Here is a 19,956-nt window from a genome sequence, read left to right as displayed (position 1 = left end):
TCCGTTGCGGTGGTCAGTCGCGCAGCGGGCGGCCCTGCCCGTCGACACCGCCGTTGACGAGGATCAGGATGCCGTCGACGAGGCCCCAGATCGCGCCGATGCCGCACGTCACGAGCGTGACGATGAGCTGGATGACACCGGTCTTGGTGTCGCCCATGTAGAACCGGCCGATGCCGAAGCCGCCGAGGAGGATCTGGAGCACACCCGCGACGACCTTGCTCTTGTCCGAGACGCCCTGCGGGTACTGCTGGTAAGGAGTGGTCATGAGCGGACACAATAGTGATCGACTCGCGTCCTGTCGGCCCCGGCACCCCGGTCGTGGAAGGATATTTACCGAACTCTGTCCTGTCGGCTGATGACGTCTCCACCGGCCAGCCTGGCCCATGCCTGACACACCGTCAGCACCAGCGGGCACCGGATGTCACAGTGTCGCCGTCCGTGGGCTTCCCACGGCTCTAGACTGCCGCCGGCGGGACCGGTGTACCGCGCCGGCAACGGAGCCGGCGCGGCGCCGCGCAGTCGGGGGTGAGCAGCCCCGGAGGAAGGTGTCTGCATCGTGAAGGTCGGAATCCCCCGCGAGGTCAAGAACCACGAGTACCGGGTGGCGATCACGCCCGCGGGCGTCAACGAGTTCACCCGCCACGGCCACGAGGTCTTCGTCGAGGCCGGCGCCGGCGTCGGCTCCAGCATCACCGACGACGAGTTCGCCGCCGCCGGCGCGAAGATCCTGGCCACCGCCGACGAGGTGTGGGACACCGCCGAGCTGGTCCTCAAGGTGAAGGAGCCGATCGCCGAGGAGTACCACCGGATGCGCGAGGGACAGGTGCTCTTCACGTACCTGCACCTGGCCGCCTCCCGCGAGTGCACCGACGCGCTGGTCGACCGCAAGGTCACCGGCATCGCGTACGAGACGGTCGAGCTGCCCGACCGGTCGCTGCCGCTGCTCGCCCCGATGTCCGAGGTGGCCGGCCGGCTCGCCCCCCAGGTGGGCGCCTTCTACATGATGCGCACCGGCGGCGGGCGGGGCGTGCTGCCCGGCGGCGTCTCCGGCGTGTACGCCGCAAAGACCGTGGTCATCGGCGCGGGCGTGTCCGGCCTCAACGCGCCGCCATCGCGCTGGGCCTGCAGTCCGAGGTGCTGCTGCTGGACAAGAACGTGGCCCGGCTGCGCTCCGCCGACGCCATCTACCGGGGCCACCTGCAGACGGTCGCCTCAAACGCGTACGAGATCGAGCGGGCAGTGCTCGACGCGGACCTGGTCATCGGCGCGGTGCTGGTGCCCGGCGCGAAGGCCCCGAAGCTCATCTCCAACGAGCTGGTCTCCCGGATGAAGCCGGGCAGCGTGCTCGTCGACATCGCCATCGACCAGGGTGGCTGCTTCGAGGACTCGCGCCCGACCACGCACGCCGACCCGGTCTACAAGGTCCACGACTCGATCTTCTACTGCGTGGCGAACATGCCCGGCGCGGTGCCGAACACCAGCACCTACGCGCTGACCAACGTCACCCTGCCGTACGCCCTGGAACTGGCCAACCAGGGCTGGCAGGCGGCGCTGCGCAACGACCCGGCGCTGGCGCTGGGCCTGAACACCCACGCCGGCAAGGTCGTCTACGGCCCGGTCGCCGAGGCGCACGGCATGGACGTGCTGCCGCTGGACGAGGTGCTGAGCTGACCGACGCCGCCGTGCGCGCGGTCGGCGCGGAACCCGCGCCGGCCCTGCGCCGTGCGGTCCGGACGTACCTGGACCACCTCACCGTCGAGCGCGGGCTGTCCGCGAACACGCTCGCCTCGTACCGCCGGGACCTGGACCGCTACCTCGCCACCCTGGCCGCCGCCGGGGTGGACGACCTGGCCGCCGCCGGGCCCGCGCAGGTCGAGGCCCACCTGGCCCGGCTGCGCGCCGGCGACGACGACCACCCGCCGCTCGCCGTCTCCTCCGCCGCCCGCGCCGCCAGCGCGGTACGCGGCCTGCACCGCTTCGCGCTGCGCGAAGGGCTCACCGGCGCCGACCCCAGCCGCGACGTCCGCCCGCCCGCGCCGCCGCGCCGGCTGCCCCGCGCGCTGCCCGTCGACGCGGTCCTGCGGCTGCTGGAGGCCGCCGGCCCGGCCGACGGCACCGGCGACGCCGCCGCCCGCGCGCTGCGCGACCGGGCGCTGCTGGAATTCCTGTACGGCACCGGCGCGCGCATCTCCGAGGCGGTCGGCGCCGCCGTCGACGACCTCGACCTGGACGCCGGAACCGTGCTGCTGCGCGGCAAGGGCGGCCGGACCCGGCTGGTCCCGGTCGGCGGGTACGCGGCCGACGCGCTGCGCGCCTGGCTGGTCCGGGGCCGCCCGGCGCTGCTCGCGGCCGGACGCGGCACCCACGCGGTGTTCGTCAACGCCCGCGGCGGCCCGCTCACCCGGCAGGGCGCCTGGGCCGTGCTGCGCGCCGCCGCCGCCCGGGCCGGCCTGCCGGTCGACGGCCCCGACGCGGTCTCCCCGCACACGCTGCGCCACTCGTACGCCACGCACCTGCTCGACGGCGGCGCGGACGTGCGCGTGGTGCAGGAACTGCTCGGCCACGCGTCGGTGACCACCACCCAGGTCTACACACTGGTCACCGTGGAACGACTGCGCGAGGTGTACGCGACAGCGCATCCGCGCGCCCGCTGAGCGCCGACGTGGCCGGCCCTGGCCGACGGGCCGCCGACACGCCGACCCGCTACCGAACGCGCTGCTGGCCGGTGGCGTACAGTCGGCATCGGCGCGGGCCTCCAGGTGCGACGGACCGGGGGTGCGCAGCGGCGCCGCGAGGGACGTCGGACGGCTCCGACGCCGGGTGGTCGTCGGGAGGGGGCAACGAGGACATGGCAGGAAACGGTGACCGTGCCGAGACCTGGACGTCGGAGCTCCGTGAGCAGCAGGCGACGCTCGGCGCCGATCTCGGCCCCGCCGACCCGGCCGCGTACACCATGCGCAAGCCGATCCCCGAACCCATGCCGACCGATCGGCACGGCCCGGCGCGGATCATCGCGATGGCCAACCAGAAGGGCGGCGTCGGCAAGACCACGACGACCATCAACCTGGGCGCGGCCCTGGCCGAGTACGGCCGCAAGGTGCTGCTCGTCGACTTCGACCCGCAGGGCGCCCTCTCCGTCGGGCTGGGCGTCAACCCGCACAACCTGGACCTGTCGGTCTACAACCTGCTGATGCAGGACGACGTCACCGCCGAGGACGTCCTGATCAAGACCGACGTGGCCGGGCTGCACCTGCTGCCCGCCAACATCGACCTCTCCGCCGCCGAGATCCAGCTCGTCAACGAGGTCGCCCGGGAGATGGCCCTGGCGCGGGTGCTGCGCACCATCCGCAAGGAGTACGACTTCATCCTGATCGACTGCCAGCCCTCACTGGGCCTGCTGGCGATCAACGCGCTCACCGTCGCGCACGGCGTGCTCATCCCGCTGGAGTGCGAGTTCTTCAGCCTGCGCGGTGTCGCGCTGCTGCTGGACACCATCGACAAGGTGCGCGAGCGGCTCAACTTCGACCTGGAGCTCGAAGGCATCCTCGCCACCATGTACGACAGCCGCACCACCCACTGCCGCCAGGTGCTGCAGCGGGTGGTCGAGGCGTTCGGCGACAAGGTCTACCAGACCGTCATCACCAAGACGGTGAAGTTCCCCGAGTCCACCGTGGCCGGCGCCCCGATCACCACCCTCGACCCGGCCTCCTCCGGCGCCCGCAACTACCGGCAGCTGGCCCGGGAGGTCATCGCCGCCCAGGCGGACCGGTAGGGCGCACGCCGGCCGCCCGCCGCGTCGTCTACGGTTTCCCGGTGACCGCACCGCCCCTCGACCCGCCACACGGCGCCGGCGACCCCGCCGTAGCCGCGGAGCTGGCCGCCGAGGTCGACGGTGTGGTGCCCGCCGACGCGGGCACCGGCGAGCAGGCCAGTGGCTTCACCGTCCGGCTGGACAACTTCACCGGCCCGTTCGACCTGCTGCTCCAGCTGATCAGCAAGCACAAGCTGGACGTCACCGAGGTGGCGCTGCACAAGGTCACCGACGAGTTCATCGCGTACCTGCGGGCGATGGGCGACCAGTGGGACCTGGACGAGACCAGCGAGTTCCTGCTCGTCGCCGCCACCCTGCTCGACCTCAAGGCGGCCCGGCTGCTGCCCTCCGCCGAGGTGGAGGACGAGGAGGACCTGGCGCTGCTGGAGGCGCGGGACCTGCTGTTCGCGCGGCTGCTGCAGTACAAGGCGTACAAGGAGGCCGCCGCGCACATCGCCGAGCTGGAGGCGGTCGGCGGTCGGCGCTACCCGAGGGCGGTCACGCTCGAACCCCGGTACGCCGAGGCGCTGCCCGACCTGGTGCTCGGCATCGGTCCCGAGCGGCTGCGCAAGCTCGCGGTCAAGGCGATGAGCCCGAAACCGGTGCCCGAGGTGTCCATCGCGCACGTGCACATGGTCCGGGTCAGCGTCCGCGAACACGCCGGCATCATCGCCGATCGGCTGCGCCGCGCCGGGATCGCCACGTTCTCGCTGCTCTGCGCAGACTGTGAGATGACGCTCGAGGTGGTGGCCCGGTTCCTGGCGCTGCTGGAGCTGTACCGGCAGGGTCTCGTGGCGTTCGTGCAGGAGCAGGCGCTGGAGGAGCTGACCGTCCGCTGGACCGGCCCGGTCGACGGCGAGGCCGAGCTGACAGTCGACGAGTACGCCGGCAGCCCCGAACCCACGACCACGTCCGTCCCCGCCGCACCGGCCGACGCCGCGGCTGCTCCGGCCGACGTCGGCGCCGGGGTGAGCGACGCCGCCGTGCCGGGCGACGTCGCCGCAGATGCCGCATCCGACGCCGCCGTGCCCAGCGAGACGGCGGACGAACACGCACCGACGCAGGAGTGAACGGATGAGCGACCAGGAACGCCGCGACTCCCTGGCCGACCAGGCCGCCGCATGGGTGCCCCCGTGGGAGCGTCCCGCCCCGCCCCGGCCAGCCCCGGACGATTCCGACGCACCGGCCGAGCACCCGGACCCCGACATCCCGGACACCACCGATTCCCGGGAAGCAGATCTCGACGCGACACCGGATTCCTCGGCGGATCTTGGAAGCGAAGGGCTCTCAGAGGGGCCCATTCCTTCCAAGATCGCCACGGTTCAGGGGGATCTTGGTACGGGGACGCCCCTCGGAGGGCGGGACCGTACCAAGATCTCGGGAGAGGCCGGGACGGACGACGCCGGGGGAGACGTCGGCCTGCCCGCGCGGGACGCGGCGCCGGGGGCGGGTGGGGGAGCGGGTGCTGAGGGCGTACCCGCTAAGCGGGGACGGCGGCGGGCCGCGCCGGAACCGGTGCCCGCGCCGGTCCTGGACGACGCGGAGCTGCGCGGCGCCCTGGAGGCGATCCTGCTCGTGGTGGACCAGCCGGTCAGCGAGCTGGTCCTGGCCGAGGTCCTGGAGCAGTCCCCGGAACGGGTCGGCGCGATGCTCGACGAGATCGCCGCCGGATACACCGCCGCCGGGCACGGGTTCGACCTGCGCCGGGCGGCGGGTGGCTGGCGTCTCTACACCCGGCCGGAATACGCCACCTACGTCGAGCGGTTCGTACTGGACGGGCAGTCCGTGCGGCTGACCCAGGCCGCGCTGGAGACCCTCGCCGTGGTCGCCTACCGGCAGCCGGTGACCCGTTCGCGCATCTCGGCCATCCGGGGTGTCAACTGCGACGGGGTGCTCCGTACCCTGGTGAGTCGCGGCCTGGTCGAGGAGTGCGGCACCGAAGCGGACAGCGGCGCCTACCTCTACCGGACCACCACCATGTTCCTGGAGAAGCTGGGGCTGAACTCGGTGGACGACCTGCCGCCGCTGGCCCCGTTCCTTCCCGACGACGTAGAAGAGCTTGCCGATGCGACGCGATGACCGTGCCCCGAAGCCCGACGCCCCCGTGTACGAGGGCGCCGAGCGCCTGCAGAAGGTGCTCGCCGCCGCGGGGGTGGGTTCCCGGCGCGCCTGTGAAGACCTGATCTTCCGGCGCCGGGTCACCGTGAACGGGCGGGTGGCGCAGCTCGGCGACAAGGCCGACCCGGCCCGCGACGTGATCGTCGTCGACGGGGAGCGGCTCCAGGCCGACGTCCGCCTGGTCTACGTGGCGATGAACAAGCCGCGCGGCGTGGTCACCACCATGGCTGACGAGAAGGGCCGCACCGAGCTGGCCGACTTCATCGGCGCGCGGCTGGAGCAGCGGGTCTACCACGTCGGGCGACTGGACGCCGACAGCGAGGGCCTGCTCCTGCTCACCAACGACGGCACCCTCGCCCACAAGCTCATGCACCCGTCGTACGAGGTGCTCAAGACCTACCTCGCCGAGGTGGCCGGGCCGATCCCGCGCAACCTGGGCAAGCGCCTCGCCGCCGGCGTCGAGCTGGAGGACGGGCCGGTGAAGGTCGACGGGTTCAAGCTGGTCGACACGCTCGGCAAAACCGCCCAGGTGGAGCTGACCCTGCACGAGGGGCGCAAACACATCGTCCGGCGCCTGATGGCCGAGGTGGGACACCCGGTGTCCCGCCTGATCCGTACCTCGATCGGTCCGATCAAGCTCGGCGACCTGCGCACCGGGCGGCTGCGGCGGCTGACGAACGCGGAGGTCGCCGCCCTGTTCAAGGCCGTGGGTGACTGACCCGCCGATCGGGGTACGGCTGCCGGTAGGCTTCGACGCGGTCCGCGGGCCGGCGCGTGCCGCCCGGCGGGACGCCCGCGCGGCGCGGGCATGATTGACGACAGAACCATCCGCTCAACGGCGCCCGGGAATCCGGGCGACCCGCGAGGTACGGGCTGAGGAGGACAACGGTGGAGGAGAACGTACCGGCCGGGCGATGTGTGGTCGCTGTGGACGGGCCGTCCGGTTCGGGGAAGTCCACCGTGTCGCGGCGGCTGGCCGCGGGCCTCGGCGCCCGCTACCTCGACACCGGCGCCATGTACCGGGCGCTGACCTGGGCAGTCCTGCGCTCCGGCGTGGAACTCACCGACGCCGAGTCGGTGGCCAAGGTCGCCGCCGAGGCCGACCTGCGCATCGGCACCGACCCCCAGGGGTACGCCGTGACAGTCGACGGCACCGACGTGTCCACCGCCATCCGCGGCGCCGAGGTGACCGCCGCGGTGTCCGCGGTGGCCGCCGTCGCTGCCGTACGCGAGCTGCTGGTGGACCGGCAGCGGCGGGTGATCGCCGACGCGGGCCGGATCGTGGTCGAAGGCCGGGACATCGGCTCGGTGGTCGCGCCGGACGCGGACCTGAAGGTGTACCTGACCGCCTCCGAGGCGGCGCGCGCGAAGCGGCGCAGCGCCGAGGACGCCGCCGACGTCGCGGCGACCGCCGCCGACCTGGCCCGCCGGGACCGCCTCGACTCGACCCGCAAGGTCAACCCGCTGCAGCAGGCCCCCGACGCGGTGGTGCTGGACACCACCGAGCTGGGCATCGACGAGGTAGTGGCCCGCCTGCGCGAGATGCTCACGGAGCGGGGTGCCGCATGAGCGACGATTTCGGCGGCTGGGTGGAGCTGCGCGAGCCGGAGGTCGACTCCGGTGAGCCGGCCGGCCCGCAGCCCGTGGTGGCCGTGGTCGGCCGCCCCAACGTGGGCAAGTCCACGCTCGTCAACCGCATCATCGGCCGCCGCCAGGCGGTGGTTGAGGACATCCCCGGCGTGACCCGGGACCGCGTGCCCTACGACGCGCAGTGGAACGGCCGGGCGTTCACGGTGGTGGACACCGGCGGCTGGGAGCCCGACGCCAAGGACCGGGCCGCGGCCATCGCCGCCCAGGCCGAGACCGCGGTGGCGACCGCCGACGTGGTGCTGTTCGTGGTGGACGCCATGGTCGGCGCCACCGACGTGGACGAGGCCGCGGTGAAGATGCTGCGCCGCAGCGCCAAGCCGGTGATCCTCATCGCCAACAAGGCCGACAACACCACCATCGAGATGGAGGCGACCTCTCTGTGGTCGCTCGGCCTCGGTGAGCCGTTCCCGATCTCGGCGCTGCACGGCCGCGGCTCCGGCGACCTGCTCGACGCCATCCTCGACGCGCTGCCCGAGGCGCCCGCGATCGTGGAGAACCGGCCGCGCGGCCCACGCCGGGTGGCGCTGGTGGGCCGCCCCAACGTCGGTAAGTCCAGCCTGCTCAACCGCTTCTCCGGCGAGGAGCGGGCGGTGGTCGACTCGGTCGCCGGCACCACAGTGGACCCGGTAGACAGCCTGGTCGAGATCGGCGGCGAGACCTGGCAGCTGGTCGACACCGCCGGTCTGCGCAAGCGCGTCGGCAAGGCCAGCGGCACCGAGTACTACGCCAGCCTGCGTACCGCCTCGGCGATCGAGGCGGCCGAGGTCGCCGTGGTGCTGATCGACTCCAGCGAGGTGATCAGCGAGCAGGACCAGCGGATCCTCACCATGGTGGTCGAGTCCGGCCGGGCGCTGGTCATCGCGTTCAACAAGTGGGACCTGGTCGACGGCGACCGCCGCTACTACCTGGACAAGGAGATCGACCGCGAGCTGCGGCGCATCCCCTGGGCGATCCGGCTGAACCTGTCTGCCAAGACCGGCCGCGCCGTCGACAAGCTCGCACCCGCGCTGCGCAAGGCCCTCGCGAGCTGGGAGACGCGCATCCCGACCGCGCAGCTCAACCAGTGGCTCACCGCGCTGGTCCAGGCCACCCCGCACCCGGTACGCGGCGGACGCGCCCCGCGCATCCTGTTCGCCACCCAGGCCGGGGCGGCGCCGCCGCGCTTCGTGCTGTTCACCACCGGCCCGCTGGACGCTGGCTACCAGCGCTTCGTCGAGCGCAAGCTCCGCGAGGAGTTCGGCTTCGAGGGCAGCCCGATCGAGATCTCGGTACGCCCGCGCAAGAAGCTCGGCCCCGGCGGCCGGGGCAAGGCCCACGGCTGACGCTCTACTTGGCGCTCTTGGTGTTGTCGCGCCACACCCTCCTAGGATGCTCTAGGGGGTGTGGCGCGCGGCGCGGGAGGGGCCTCTGCGCACGGTGCGAAGATCCTGCGCTAAGCTGTACCGGCTGCCGCAGGGGAGACCCGGCGGGGGCATCGGGACGTGGCGCAGCTTGGTAGCGCACTTGACTGGGGGTCAAGGGGTCGTCGGTTCGAATCCGGCCGTCCCGACAGCACGAAAAGAGGCCGTCAGCCGGGGTGTAAGCCCTGGTCAACGGCCTCTAATTCGTATCGGGGCAGTGGGGATTTCCTGATCTAGACGGCGCGTAGCTGGGGACCACCTGGGGACCGGCGGGCCTTCAAATGAGCGCTGAGCGCCGTTCCCGCGTCGGTGATCGACTGCCGGTCGGGATGTAGGTACCGCTGGGTGGTGGTCAGCGACCCGTGTCCGGCGATCTTCCGTAGGACGTGCACCGGTACGCCTGCATCGGCCATCCAGGTAAGGCCGGTGTGCCGTAGGTCGTGCCGGCGTAGGTGCTCGTATCCGAGCGTGGTGACCACCTCATCCCAATGCGTCGCGTCGCGCAGCACGGCGGTACTGATCCGGCCACCGCGCGGCCCGGTGAACAGCCGGGAATCGGGCTTGGTCGCGGCGTCCAGGCGGTGAGCCACGATCGGCCGTACCTCTTCGATCAGCGGCACCGTGCGTGCGCGTTTCCCCTTGGTGCCCTTGTCGATCAGACCACCGGGACCGGGCGTGGTTTGGCGGCGTACCGTCCACATCCACGTTTCTCGGTCGATGTCCTCGGCGCGGACGCCGGAAACCTCGCCGATCCGTGCGGCGGTACAGGCGGCGAATATCACCACGTCGGCCCATCCGGTGAAGTGATTCGCGGAGCGGTCGACCAATGCAGCGGCAAGAGTGGTCAGCGTTTCCCAATCGGGCAAAGCCAGCGAGCGTGGATCGTCCAACTCGTCGGCGGCCCGCTGGTATTCGCGTTGCCATCCAGTCACCTGTGCGGGATTGCGTTGGATGATGCCGTCCCGTACCGCCTGTTCCATCACCCGGACCAGCACGGCGAGACTGTTCTTCACCGTCGATCGGCTGTACTCGTCGGCGATCCACGCGTGCACCGCCCGATCCACCGCGCCATTGGTAATCATCCGAACGGGAATGTGACCGAGCGTCGGCACCACCCGCTTGCGCCAACCCGCCAAGTACGGATCAAGGGTCTTGCGCTCCAAGCCGCGTAGGGCCAGCGTCATCACGCTCTCGCCGTACTCGGCGAGGCGCTTGGTAGCGGCGAGCGGGTCGACGCCACCCTGTGCGGCGCTGGCCATGCCGTCGAGCCAGGCTTGCGCTTCTTCCGGCGTGGCGACCGTCGTTGACTTGGATAGCCGGCGCTTGCTGGTCGGATCGGTCCACCGCACCCGCGCCCGGTACGGCCGGTCGCGGCCGGGCCGGTGTTCCACATCGGTGGCCAGGCGCACGCCGATCGGCGGTTGCTGAGGCGTGGTCATCAGGCCGCCTGCGGGTAGACGCGACGGGCCGACAGCCACCGCTCGACATCGGCCGTCGCGTACTTCACCACCCGGTCGGAGATCTGGATGAACGGTGGACCCTGCAACGGGTGGAGAGTGCGCCACCGCCGGATGGTCGACGGATCGACGTCGAGCAGCTCGGCAAGTTCCTCGGTGGACATGAACACCTTCGGCGAGAGGCGGATGACGTTGTCTCCTTCCTGGCGGTCGATCGCGTCTGCGGGCTGATTCTGCGGCACGAGTCGCACGGTGAGCGCCTTTCCGGGGTGATTGGACTCTGTTGTATAGACAGGGAGTTATCGGCTCAGAAGGGCGTAGAACGGCCCGCTGAGAGCGCCGTAGACGCAAGATTTCGGGTGCCCCGGTGTAGGGCGTTGGGCGGTTGCGTCTGTGTGGCTCTCAGCGGGCCGTTTCCGTGAGCCGGGACCGGTGTCCCGGTCGAGAGAGATGCGTCAGGGTCGGCGGTGGGTCACGTGTCGCCGGGGGGTATCCGTCCCATCCGTACCAAGCTCGTTTTGCCTGCTCAGGCGCGGTACGGATTGGGGTGCTGGTACGGATCGATCCGTACCAGTGAGGGAATCCGTCCCGGGGATGACCTGCGGAAACGAGGTTGGGACGCTTGGTACGGATGGCCCGGCGGCGGGTGCTGGGCAGTAGCGGTTCCATGCGTCGGTGAAGGCGTCTCGGGTGTAGCCCTTGGCCTGCCCGACGGGGAATCGGATGGTGGTCGAGGTGATGCCGAACTCGCGGAGCAGGTCGCCGAGGCGCTTGCCGGTCAGCCCGGTCGGTCCGAACCCTGCCCAGGGTGCTTCTTCGTCGCCGTTGAGCGCGGTGAGCAGGTCGTGGGTGGAAGCTGCGGGCGGGTCGCCGAGCACGGTGAAGGCGGTGCGCACGTCGGCGAGCAGCCGCACTCGGGTGGAGACGTTGCCGGACTCGTCGGCTTCGGTGGTCAGGACGGTGACGGCTTGGCGGGCGCGCTGCGGCCAGGTGCTGCCGGCGAGGTCGGCGACGGCTACGAGGGGTTCCCAGGTGTCGGCGGCGCGGTCTTCGACCGGCATCGGCGGTTCGGCGGCTTCGAGGGTGGAGAGGTGCGCGCCGAGCCACTGTCCGAGGCGTTGCGCGATGGTCCGCAGGGCGGGGCCGTCGCGGCGGTGCCGGTAGGGGGCGACGGTCTCGCCGGGGGCGCGGCGGCGCATCCGGACGACGACGGCGCGGTCTTCGATGGTGTCGGGCATCGCGCCGATTCCGGCGAGTGCGGCCATGGCGAAGGTGGGGATCTTCTCCAGCCGCTGGGTGCCGGCGTCCCACCGGATCGCGGGCCGGTTGCGTTGATGGCCAGCGTTGAGCAGGCCGCGTAGGTCTTCGTTGGCGTCGGCGTTCTTGCCGCCGAAGATGGTGTCGGCTTCGTCCACGAGCAGGGTGGGTGGGTTGTCGCTGCCGATGGCGCGGTAGACGGCGGCGGGGGATGCGTTGACGGTGATGAGCGGGTTGTGGCAGCAGCCCTCCACGACATCGAGCAGCCGCGATTTTCCGCACCGCTTTTCCGGCGCCCGGATCACGAGGCGGGGTGCGTGCGCCCAGGCGGGTTGGGCGTGGGTGGCGGCGATCCACAGCGCCACCGCGTCGACGGCTTCGGCGCTGGGCAGGATGACGTAGCGGGTGAGGCAGGCGTGCAGGGCGTCGAGGATGGCTGCCCCGTCGATGGGCTTGGTGGTGGTCATGCGGCGACTCCTTCGTCTCGGAAGCCGCCACGGATGGCGGCGCGGATATCGCGGTCGGTTTGATCGGCGCGGCGTCCGGCGTCGGTGAGAGCGGTGATGGCGTCGGCGGGGTCGATGGCTCCGGCGGCGACCATGCGGGCGACGCCTCGGGCTGCGCCGTAGAGGGTGGTGCGGCGGGTGCCCTCGGCGGCTGAGGTCACCCGGTCGAGCAGGGCGGCTAGGAGCCGGTCGGGGTGGGAGATGCCCCCCGCCTCACGCACGCGCGCCGGTCCGGTCACGGCCGGGACGGGTGGTGTCGGCGGTCGGGTGCAGGCCGTGAGCAGGGCGGGGGGCATCTCCCTCACGGCCTGGCCGGGCACCCACCGGTACGGGCGGCCGGTACGCGGATGTACAGACGGCGGCAGCACCACGTAGCCGCCGTCGGCTTTCACGTCGACACCGGGGCCGAGCCCTTGATCGGGCTTGCCTTGGCTGCACGGCACCCGTCCGCCGGGGTGGCGGTAGTACAGGTGCAGCCCACCGGAGCCGGTGAGCACCCGGGCGGTGGGCGGGGTCAGGTCAGCGGCGATCAGCCGGGCGAGGGTGTCCGCGCCGCCGTGGGCGGGGTCCACGTCGACCACGACCACTCCAGCGGCGGTGCCGGTGCGCAGGGCGAGCTGCCCGCGCGGGACGGCGGCGACGATCGCAGCTACCCGCGCGGGGTCGGTGGTGGCTGCGTAGAAGCCGTGGCAGGTCAGGCAGCCGCAGGCTTCCTGATCGTGAGTGGGGTCTTCGTCTGCCCGAGGGCAGGCGGGGCAGTTGGCGACGGGCCGTTTCGACCGGCCGAGCATGAACACGGGCCACCCGTGGGCGGCGTAGCGCAGGGCGGCGGTGAGCAGGTCAGGCAACTGGCCTCTCCCTCCTGGTGGTGCGGCGGGCGCGGGCGGCGGCCAGGTCGACCACCGCCCCGCCCGCCGGATCGGGCTGCTGGTGGGTGCGTTCGTGGCGCTCCTGTGCGCAGGCGGCGCAGTTACGCCGCAGGAGGTAGACCGGCCGACCGCTGAGGCTGTCTTCGGCGGCCAGCGTTCGGCCGCAGATGTGCGGGTAGGGCTCGGCGTCGGTGACCGGTCGGCCGAGGATCGTGGACGCGGCGAGCCACCGTCTGCCGGTCACCGCGCGGCCCGCCTCGGCCGGGGCCGCGCGGTGAGCGCGGCGCGGGTCACGGCCTCGCGCAGGTCGCCGAGCAGCCCCACCAACTGGCGGCGGGCGGCCAGCTCGCCCGGGGCGAGGGCGACCCGGACGCGCACTTCGGCGTGCTCCCGCCCGGCAGCGGTCCGCACCCGGACCAGGACGGCCCGGGCGTGGCCGGGGATGTCGACCACGATTTCGGGTGAGCGGTGTTCGCCGAGGCCGCATCGGTGGTCCCGCCCGCACCAGTGGGTGTGAGCGTTGCGGCGGTTCATCGGTGCGCCTCGGCGCGCAGCCGGTGGAGGACGTTGTAGACGCGCCGTCCGAGGCGTAGTCGCATGCCTCGGTCGCAGCGGCGGCAGGCGCGCGGCCGGTGCAGGATGCGGGTGGTGGTGTGGCCGGTGCCGGCGCACCGTTTGCAGGTTGTGAAGGGGATGACCCAGCACAGCCCGGCGTAACCGAGCGTGATCAGGGCGAGGATGGCGGCGATGGCGCTAGCGAGGGTGAGCAGGGGGTCCACAAGTGCCTCCCAGGGCCGTTTTTGGGTGTGAGCGGCCGTGAGCTGCTAGCTACTAGCGGGCAGCTCATGATTCGGATCGGGTGCTAGCGGGGGTGCTAGCGCTAGCAGCGCGGGCCGCTAGCGCTAGCACCCTCAGACCGGGTTAGCCGGCGGACCGCTTGCGGTCACGCTCCGCAATCGCGGTCAGGAGGTCGGCGTGCTTGATGCCGCGCCGGGTGACCGGCTTGCCGTCGATGCGGCGGCCGACGTCGGCGACCTTCACGGCGGGGTGGGGCTTGAGCGCGGTGGTGAGCTGCGCCGCCTCCCACCCGCCGTAGACGTCGGGTCGCAGCTCGGCGAGCAGACCGCACAGGGTCTCGTTCCAGGCGGCCTTGTCGTCGCCCGGCCACACCCGCGCCAGGTCGCCGAGCACGTCCGCCACGGGCGCGATGTCGCGGGTCTGCTCATCGGGCTTGGGCAGCGTCCCGGCGGTCTGGCGCAGGGCGATGGCGCGGGTGACGATGCGGGCGGCGGCGGTGGTGTCGACGTAGAACGAGCGCACCGCCGACGCCTTCGGCCCGAACCCGCGCAGGATGCCCCACCCGGCCTCAATGACCGGCTGGAAGACGGTCGCGCGGTAGCCGTTCTTGTAGGCCGAGGTGCCAAGGATCATGTCGTTCGCCGTCTGGTCCGCGACGGACAGGCAGAAGCGGGAGTTGACGTTGCGGGTGATGCCGGTGGGCAGGCTGTCCTTGTCGGGGATCTGCGTGCCGATCATGATGATCACCCCGAGGGCGCGGCCGAGCTTGATGACCTTCTCCAGGAGTTCGCCTGCGTCTTTGCCGTACTTGCTGGTCATCAGCTCTTGCAGCTCATCGAACCACGCCACCAGGGGATGCAGGCCGGAACCCTTGAGCGACGCCAGCTCGGGCGTGACCTTGTTTTCCGGGGCCTTGCCGAGGCGGGCGTAGTGCTCGATGCGCTTGGAGCGGCGGCGGCACTCCTCATACAGCCACTCGATGAAGCCGAAGCAGCGGGCAAGGGTCTCGTCATCGAAGCCGTTGCCGTACTCGGCCATCACCTGCTCCAGCACGGCGAAGTCACCGACGCCCTTCAGCTCGTAGCCTCGGATCTCGGCGCGCGGGTCGAGAGCGGCGGCCAGGATCAGATCCCGCAACGCGAACGTCTTCCCGCTGCCCGGCTGGCCACCGAACAGGAAGTTGCGGAACATCAGATCCACGCTCACGGTGTCCAGGCGGGGCGTAGTGGCGAACGGGAACGCCTTGAACACGTCCACCTTCGCGCCAGCGGACAGCAGCGGCCACGGCGGTTGCTTCATCTGCGACGCGGGCTCATAGCCGACCCACAGCGCCAGGCGGCCGGTGTGACCGGGTGCGGGCTCGGGCCACACCTGGTCGAGCGGGAGGCGCATGGCCGAGGCGAGCTTGCCCCGGCGGGCGACGACCTCGGCGGCCTCCACCCCGTAGGGCAGGTCGACCACGGCGAGGTGGCCGGGGCCGTCGCGGTGAATGTCCACCGGGAAGCTGATGGCCTTGGGGTCTTTGGCGACCGCGGAGTTGATGCCGCTCATTTGCAGCGACGTGAGCGCCCGGCGCACCAGGTCGGCGGTCAGCTTGCGGTAGCGGCTGCCCTCGGTCACCCGGTCGGTAAGCGGCCTGTCCGCCGGACGGCCGAGCGTGCCCAGCAACGGCACCACCACCAGCAGGGCGGCGTAACGCCACCACGACGGGCCGAGAGCCAGCACCACCGCGCCGACCACGACGGCGGCGGCCGTCGCGGCGAGCACCCACCACCGCCACACCGTTTGGCGCTGGCGGCGGGCGTCGAGCTTCATCCAGGTATCCGCGTCGCCCCGGGAGGCGGCGGCCTGCCGTAGGTGCCAGTTGCCTTCCTCGGCGCTGGCCCAGTGCAGCGCCCGCCCGGCACCTCGGAACAGGCCCAGCGGCGCGTACACCGCCGTCTTCGCCGCGTACTTCGGCAACCGCACTCCGTGGTAGGCGGTGACGTAACCGGCATCCTTGACCTGATGCCGCACAGCGGCCCGCAGAGCACGCCACGACCTGGCCCAATCGGCCAGGATCGGCCGGCGGTCACGCTGCCGGGCCAGCACCTCACGCGGGATGTCGTCGGCGGTGTCGACCGGGCCGCCGTCGCGGTCCGGCCCGTCGTCCACGCTCTCCGCATCGTCGGCGTCGTCCGGGCCGTCGTCGTCGGCCGAGGGACGCGGGCGGGGCGTGCGGCGGGCGCGGGCGTCGTCCAGATCGACCACCTCCGCATCCGGCCGGGTGGTGGGGTCGGTGAGGTCGGCTTCGGCGGCCTGCCAGTCGAAACGGTCGTCGTCGTGGGGGGTGGGGCTAGCCACGGCGGGCCTCCTTGCGGGTCGCGGGGGTGCGGATGGCAGCGATGTCGGCGCACAGCCGGGCGTGCAGGTCGATCTGCCACGGCGTCGTGCGGGTGAGGCCACGCTCGGCGAGGGCTGCGGCGACGGCGGTGAACTCCCGTTCGTCGGGCCGGTCGTAGTCCTCCATGCGAAGCGGCAGGTCCACCCATTCGGTGCCCTGGCTGTAGTCGATGAGCAGGGTGTAGCCGCCGCACGCGGCGGCGGTGATCGTGGCTTGCAACGGAGTGCCGAGCCAGAGGGGGCGGCGGGGCCGCAGGCGGGCTACCGCTGTCCGCAGCGCCCGCAGAGGTGACAACATCAGTGCTCTCTCCTAAGGGTGTGATGCCGGATGGGGAGACCGGCGGCACGGCATCGGTTTCCAGGCCAGGGGCCGTGCCGCCGGGCGGGGCTAGTCGTGGGTGCGGACGAGGTGGGCGAGTGCGGCGCCCATGCCGAGCACCGCGACCGGGAGGCAGGCGACGGCGGTGGTGATCCACCACGGGGCGGCGGTGACGCCGGCGGCTTCCAGGAGGTGGTAGGCGACCTGGCCGAGCGCGCCGACCAGGAGTGAGGCGATGGCGGACCACTTCGCGAAGCGGCGTGCCCGCTGCGGTACGCGGCCGGACAGCCACACGTACAGCGCGTACGCGCCGTAGGTCTCCACCCCGATCGGCAGGGTGATCGCGGAGTTGATGGAGAAGCTGTCCCAGATCCCCGGCAGCGGGTGCACCACGCCGAATCCGGTGAGCCCGCCGAGTCCGACCCACCCAGACCAGATCGCCACGAACGCCGGAAGCGCGAGCAGCACCACCGGCCACACCACCGCCGACCGGACCGGCGCGGGCGGCGCGGGCGGGGTGGGCGTGTCCGGGCGACCGACCGGCGTGGCCTCGGCGTCCGGCTCCGGCGGCGTGATCTCCGGAACGGGCGTCGGGTCCGGCTCGACCGGCGGCACGGGCTCGGGAACGGTCGGTACGTCGGCCGGGTCCGTGGGGTCCGGGGCGGTGCTGTCGACCGGCGGGGTGGTGGGCTCGGCCTTGAGCAGGGCGAGGAGTTCACCGGCCTTGGGTGCGCCGATGCGGAACTCGCGCATCAGCCTGTTACGGGACGGGAACCGCTGCCCCTCGGGCAGGTCCAGTCCGCGGGCGGCGGGCAACAGGTCTTCGAGGGGCTGCGGGTAGCGGGTGCCGTTGATCGTGGGGGCGGTCATGCTGCGTCCTCCAACGGGTAGGCGCACGCGAGGCATTCACCCAGCGAGCGCGGGATGTAGTAGGGCCGGACGTGCCGGCAGGTCGGGCAGGTACGGCGGGCGAGCAGTGCGGCGCGGACCGCGCGGAGTTGAGCAGGGGTGGCGGTGCGCTTCGGCCGGGCCAGGTCGACCCGGTACAGGTAGGCGGCGCGGGTGCCGCCGACCCCGGCCCAGAGGATCTGAGCGGCGATCGGCTGTCCGCCGGGGCGCAGCCCGGCGGCGGTCAGTTGGCGGCGGGTGGCGTAGCCGGGCGGGGCACCCCTCCACCAGTAGGTGGGGATGCCGTACCGCGCCCCGTCCGGATCGTGAAAGGCGGCGCGGACGCGGGACATCAGGCCGCGCGGTGCGGGTCGGTGCGGGCGGCCAGGTCGGCGGCGGCGCGGGTGACGCGGGCCTCGGCCCGGCGCAACCGCCGCCAGTCCAACGGCGACGGTCCGCCGTGGTCCTCGGCGTAAAGCATCGTGATCTCGGCGTCGAGCACGTCCAGCTCGGCGGCGATCAGCGGCCACTCCGTCTCGATTGCGGCCAGGTCGGCGGCGGTCGGCTCGGTGGCGATGAGAGCGAGACGCTTCCTCACGGAAACCTCCAGTACAGGTCAGTGCCAGCGGGGGATTCCTCGGAACCGGGCCGGTCACGTCACTGACGTACGCGCGCCACCGGCCCGGGCACCGAGGTTCGTGCAACACGCGATATCCGCTCCGCTCGCCCTGCTCGGCCGGGACCTACCGGCGTCGACCACACGTGGTTCAAGGCAGGGATGCCGCTCGGCGGCGTCTCGCGTGCTCATTCCTGTCGCTGTGGAGTTCTCAATGAACGGCCTGATCCGGCGTCTCGTGGGCGTGCGGCAACGTCGTGCCGTCGTTCCCCGAGCCATCCGGCCGGTACAACGTGGCGTTGTATTCACGACGCTACAACCCCACGTTGTATTCGTGCAAGCACCTGTACCGCGTAGGCTTGTACCGATGACTGACGCTGACCTGCCCGCCGACTGGTGGACGACGGACCACGTACGTACCTACCTGGCTTCGGTAGGTGCCCCGATCAGTCGCGCAACCTGGGCTTCTTACGTCTCACGCGGGCAAGCACCCGCTCCTGACCGGATGTTCGGCCGGTCCCCGGCGTGGCAGCCCGAGACCATCCGGAAGTGGCAGGCCGAGAGGCCCCGTAAAGGCACCACCGGCTAGGTCGGATCATCTGGTGCCTCCTCTCCTCGGCTCCCGTCTGTGGCGGCACCTTGCTCGCCTGGCAATGAGACTGCCCGCCGAGCAGCGGCCCGGGCAGGTCCTACGCACGGACACGAAGGACACGGCCTATGTCCACTGAGGTCCTACGGCAGTACAAGCCGAATCTCGTGCTGGTCAACCGCCGCAAGGCCGCCGGTTGGGAGTCGCGCAAGCGCGCTGCGCGAGAGCTGCACCGCGTAGGCCAACAGCGCGGCATCCGCGAGACACCCACGGTCGAGGCCATCGAGAAAGCGATGTACCGCCACGAGACCGGGCGCGTAGCGGTCACCGACCCGATCTACCGACAGCTCTACTGCCTGGCGTACGACGCAAATCCCCAAGATCTGTTCGGCGAACTGACCAGCAGCGCTGAGGAACGCCCGCACTTCTCGGCGCGATCCCACAAGTTCGTGACGGCGTTTGTCGGCGCTGACGGCGCTGCCCGACTGCGGGAGGCCGCAGGCTGCGCGCCAGCGGTGGGGGAGTGGCACACGTGCTACTCGGCACCCGTCGAGCACCCTGAAGGCGACTGCACGCTGTACGTCTGGCCATGCGGGTCCGTGGTCTTCCACCTTGTCGAGCCTGTGCAGTTGTCCACGATCGCGGCGTTAGCTGCGTGGCGGGTGGCGTCCTACGGCGACAACATCAATTGGGCTATCGACTACCTCGCGCCTATAGCGCCAGTCGAAGATGAGTCTGCTGTGTATGTGCTTGGTGCTCATTGGGTCTTTGAGCCAGCATGGCCGGCAGAGTTGCTAGGAACTGCGCTACGCATCATGTCGACGCCAAAGGTGTTGCTGCATCGCGACCGCCCTATGGATGACGAACACTTGGCGCACGCCGAACTGATCGAGCTGTCGTTGCTGTCCGAGTCGTACGACCACGTAGGCATCGAGTCATTCGGGTTGCAGGGAATTTCGGTGGGTTACGCCTCATGGTCCGGAGTCGTCTACCACCCGATCTCAGCCGAGCGTGCCTTGACGGAGGCTGAGGTAATCTCCTGCGAGCTAGCGATCCAATCCATGTGGGCGTATAGCGACGCAATCGCCCGTCAGGTAGAGCAGGGTCGAGACCCACGGGTACCGCCTGAGTATGGATGGCGTTACCTCCGAGGAGTGCGCTCCCGACTCACTATTTCCCGACTTCGGGAGCCTGGACAGCATCAGGCCATGCGTCGAGCGATTCTGCGGACGTGTGACCTAATGCCAGCCCTAGACCAAGCCATCGAAACCCTCCGTGAGACGGATCGAGGTTGAG

The 19,956-nt window shown here is 71.3% G+C and carries 21 protein-coding genes, 1 tRNA gene and 1 pseudogene; 10 read left to right on the top strand and 13 right to left on the bottom strand.

Going from position 1 to position 19,956, the window contains the following annotated elements; all coding sequences use genetic code 11:
- Nucleotides 1-13 precede the first annotated feature (13 nt).
- The gene (locus MCBG_RS07690) at nt 14-385 is read right to left on the bottom strand and encodes a TM2 domain-containing protein (RefSeq protein WP_082930962.1); all 372 of its coding nucleotides are present in this window, start codon (nt 383-385) and stop codon (nt 14-16) included.
- 171 nt (nt 386-556) lie between these two features.
- On the opposite strand from MCBG_RS07690, the pseudogene ald reads away from it, so the two are divergent.
- From ald to MCBG_RS07645, 9 genes and pseudogenes are all read left to right on the top strand, one after another.
- A pseudogene (gene ald, locus MCBG_RS07685) lies at nt 557-1,671 on the top strand (alanine dehydrogenase).
- Nucleotides 1,672-1,682: 11 nt separating this feature from the next.
- Nucleotides 1,683-2,654: a tyrosine recombinase gene (locus MCBG_RS07680; RefSeq protein WP_043324894.1), complete on the top strand. Its 972-nt coding sequence runs from the start codon at nt 1,683-1,685 to the stop codon at nt 2,652-2,654.
- 194 nt (nt 2,655-2,848) lie between these two features.
- Nucleotides 2,849-3,772 (top strand): ParA family protein, encoded by a 924-nt coding sequence (locus MCBG_RS07675; protein ID WP_013285595.1) that lies wholly within the window; start codon nt 2,849-2,851, stop codon nt 3,770-3,772.
- Nucleotides 3,773-3,813: 41 nt separating this feature from the next.
- On the top strand, nt 3,814-4,881 hold the full coding sequence (locus MCBG_RS07670) for a segregation and condensation protein A (RefSeq protein WP_043324893.1): 1,068 nt from the start codon (nt 3,814-3,816) through the stop codon (nt 4,879-4,881).
- A gap of 4 nt (nt 4,882-4,885) precedes the next feature.
- Nucleotides 4,886-5,890, top strand: a complete 1,005-nt coding sequence (gene scpB, locus MCBG_RS31585; protein ID WP_084789453.1) for an SMC-Scp complex subunit ScpB — start codon at nt 4,886-4,888, stop codon at nt 5,888-5,890.
- On the top strand, nt 5,877-6,647 hold the full coding sequence (locus MCBG_RS07660; RefSeq protein WP_043324891.1) for a pseudouridine synthase: 771 nt from the start codon (nt 5,877-5,879) through the stop codon (nt 6,645-6,647). Before scpB ends, MCBG_RS07660 begins: the two co-directional genes overlap by 14 nt.
- A gap of 170 nt (nt 6,648-6,817) precedes the next feature.
- A complete protein-coding gene (gene cmk / locus MCBG_RS07655) occupies nt 6,818-7,498 on the top strand; it encodes a (d)CMP kinase (RefSeq protein WP_043324890.1) in 681 nt (226 codons plus the stop codon).
- Nucleotides 7,495-8,901, top strand: a complete 1,407-nt coding sequence (der, locus tag MCBG_RS07650) for a ribosome biogenesis GTPase Der (protein WP_043324888.1) — start codon at nt 7,495-7,497, stop codon at nt 8,899-8,901. Before cmk ends, der begins: the two co-directional genes overlap by 4 nt.
- 153 nt (nt 8,902-9,054) lie before the next feature.
- Nucleotides 9,055-9,128 (top strand) — tRNA-Pro (locus MCBG_RS07645).
- 84 nt (nt 9,129-9,212) lie between these two features.
- On the opposite strand, the gene MCBG_RS07640 is transcribed toward MCBG_RS07645, so the two are convergent.
- The 12 genes from MCBG_RS07640 to MCBG_RS07585 form a co-directional block, all read right to left on the bottom strand.
- Nucleotides 9,213-10,418 carry a tyrosine-type recombinase/integrase gene (locus MCBG_RS07640; protein ID WP_043324887.1) on the bottom strand — a complete coding sequence of 402 codons (1,206 nt, stop codon included), beginning with the start codon at nt 10,416-10,418 and terminating at the stop codon, nt 9,213-9,215.
- Nucleotides 10,418-10,600, bottom strand: a complete 183-nt coding sequence (locus MCBG_RS07635; RefSeq protein ID WP_043330322.1) for a helix-turn-helix transcriptional regulator — start codon at nt 10,598-10,600, stop codon at nt 10,418-10,420. The genes MCBG_RS07640 and MCBG_RS07635 overlap by 1 nt, the downstream gene beginning before the upstream one ends.
- A gap of 291 nt (nt 10,601-10,891) precedes the next feature.
- A complete protein-coding gene (locus tag MCBG_RS35075; protein WP_369799357.1) occupies nt 10,892-11,635 on the bottom strand; it encodes a DUF3631 domain-containing protein in 744 nt (247 codons plus the stop codon).
- Between the two features lie 521 nt (nt 11,636-12,156).
- On the bottom strand, nt 12,157-13,047 hold the full coding sequence (locus MCBG_RS07625; RefSeq protein ID WP_043324883.1) for a bifunctional DNA primase/polymerase: 891 nt from the start codon (nt 13,045-13,047) through the stop codon (nt 12,157-12,159).
- Nucleotides 13,040-13,312 (bottom strand): hypothetical protein, encoded by a 273-nt coding sequence (locus MCBG_RS07620; protein WP_043324881.1) that lies wholly within the window; start codon nt 13,310-13,312, stop codon nt 13,040-13,042. Before MCBG_RS07620 ends, MCBG_RS07625 begins: the two co-directional genes overlap by 8 nt.
- Entirely contained in the window at nt 13,309-13,602 is a 294-nt protein-coding gene (locus MCBG_RS07615) for a hypothetical protein (RefSeq protein WP_043324879.1), read from the bottom strand. Before MCBG_RS07615 ends, MCBG_RS07620 begins: the two co-directional genes overlap by 4 nt.
- The gene (locus MCBG_RS07610) at nt 13,599-13,847 is read right to left on the bottom strand and encodes a hypothetical protein (RefSeq protein WP_043324877.1); all 249 of its coding nucleotides are present in this window, start codon (nt 13,845-13,847) and stop codon (nt 13,599-13,601) included. Before MCBG_RS07610 ends, MCBG_RS07615 begins: the two co-directional genes overlap by 4 nt.
- 142 nt (nt 13,848-13,989) lie before the next feature.
- Nucleotides 13,990-16,209 carry a cell division protein FtsK gene (locus tag MCBG_RS07605; protein ID WP_043324875.1) on the bottom strand — a complete coding sequence of 740 codons (2,220 nt, stop codon included), beginning with the start codon at nt 16,207-16,209 and terminating at the stop codon, nt 13,990-13,992.
- Nucleotides 16,202-16,546, bottom strand: coding sequence for a hypothetical protein (locus MCBG_RS07600; protein ID WP_043324873.1), 345 nt, complete (start codon nt 16,544-16,546; stop codon nt 16,202-16,204). Before MCBG_RS07600 ends, MCBG_RS07605 begins: the two co-directional genes overlap by 8 nt.
- 90 nt (nt 16,547-16,636) lie before the next feature.
- Nucleotides 16,637-17,437, bottom strand: a complete 801-nt coding sequence (locus MCBG_RS07595) for a hypothetical protein (RefSeq protein WP_043324871.1) — start codon at nt 17,435-17,437, stop codon at nt 16,637-16,639.
- Entirely contained in the window at nt 17,434-17,808 is a 375-nt protein-coding gene (locus MCBG_RS07590; RefSeq protein WP_043324869.1) for an RRQRL motif-containing zinc-binding protein, read from the bottom strand. The genes MCBG_RS07595 and MCBG_RS07590 overlap by 4 nt, the downstream gene beginning before the upstream one ends.
- Nucleotides 17,808-18,053 (bottom strand): DUF6284 family protein, encoded by a 246-nt coding sequence (locus tag MCBG_RS07585; RefSeq protein WP_043324867.1) that lies wholly within the window; start codon nt 18,051-18,053, stop codon nt 17,808-17,810. Before MCBG_RS07585 ends, MCBG_RS07590 begins: the two co-directional genes overlap by 1 nt.
- Before the next feature lie 735 nt (nt 18,054-18,788).
- Between MCBG_RS07585 and MCBG_RS07575 the strand changes: the two genes are divergently transcribed.
- A complete protein-coding gene (locus MCBG_RS07575) occupies nt 18,789-19,955 on the top strand; it encodes a hypothetical protein (protein ID WP_043324863.1) in 1,167 nt (388 codons plus the stop codon).
- Nucleotide 19,956 lies beyond the last annotated feature (1 nt).

The sequence above is a fragment of the Micromonospora sp. M42 genome, from assembly GCF_000568915.1.
Taxonomy (GTDB): domain Bacteria; phylum Actinomycetota; class Actinomycetes; order Mycobacteriales; family Micromonosporaceae; genus Micromonospora; species Micromonospora chalcea.
The sequence above is the reverse complement of the archived record's forward strand: the minus strand, read 5'-3'. Positions and strand labels throughout refer to the sequence as shown.

Excerpts from the sequence above, each read along its gene's own strand:
- MCBG_RS07660 (WP_043324891.1), top strand. The coding sequence starts at position 5,877 with ATGCGACGCGATGACCGTGCCCCGAAGCCCGACGCCCCCGTGTACGAG.
- MCBG_RS07595 (WP_043324871.1), bottom strand. The coding sequence starts at position 17,437 with ATGACCGCCCCCACGATCAACGGCACCCGCTACCCGCAGCCCCTCGAA.
- MCBG_RS07575 (WP_043324863.1), top strand. The coding sequence starts at position 18,789 with ATGTCCACTGAGGTCCTACGGCAGTACAAGCCGAATCTCGTGCTGGTC.
- MCBG_RS07615 (WP_043324879.1), bottom strand. The coding sequence starts at position 13,602 with ATGAACCGCCGCAACGCTCACACCCACTGGTGCGGGCGGGACCACCGA.
- scpB (WP_084789453.1), top strand. The coding sequence starts at position 4,886 with ATGAGCGACCAGGAACGCCGCGACTCCCTGGCCGACCAGGCCGCCGCA.
- MCBG_RS07640 (WP_043324887.1), bottom strand. The coding sequence starts at position 10,418 with ATGACCACGCCTCAGCAACCGCCGATCGGCGTGCGCCTGGCCACCGAT.
- MCBG_RS07635 (WP_043330322.1), bottom strand. The coding sequence starts at position 10,600 with ATGTCCACCGAGGAACTTGCCGAGCTGCTCGACGTCGATCCGTCGACC.
- MCBG_RS07675 (WP_013285595.1), top strand. The coding sequence starts at position 2,849 with ATGGCAGGAAACGGTGACCGTGCCGAGACCTGGACGTCGGAGCTCCGT.
- MCBG_RS07690 (WP_082930962.1), bottom strand. The coding sequence starts at position 385 with ATGGGCCAGGCTGGCCGGTGGAGACGTCATCAGCCGACAGGACAGAGT.
- MCBG_RS07590 (WP_043324869.1), bottom strand. The coding sequence starts at position 17,808 with ATGTCCCGCGTCCGCGCCGCCTTTCACGATCCGGACGGGGCGCGGTAC.
- MCBG_RS35075 (WP_369799357.1), bottom strand. The coding sequence starts at position 11,635 with ATGCGCCGCCGCGCCCCCGGCGAGACCGTCGCCCCCTACCGGCACCGC.
- der (WP_043324888.1), top strand. The coding sequence starts at position 7,495 with ATGAGCGACGATTTCGGCGGCTGGGTGGAGCTGCGCGAGCCGGAGGTC.
- MCBG_RS07600 (WP_043324873.1), bottom strand. The coding sequence starts at position 16,546 with ATGTTGTCACCTCTGCGGGCGCTGCGGACAGCGGTAGCCCGCCTGCGG.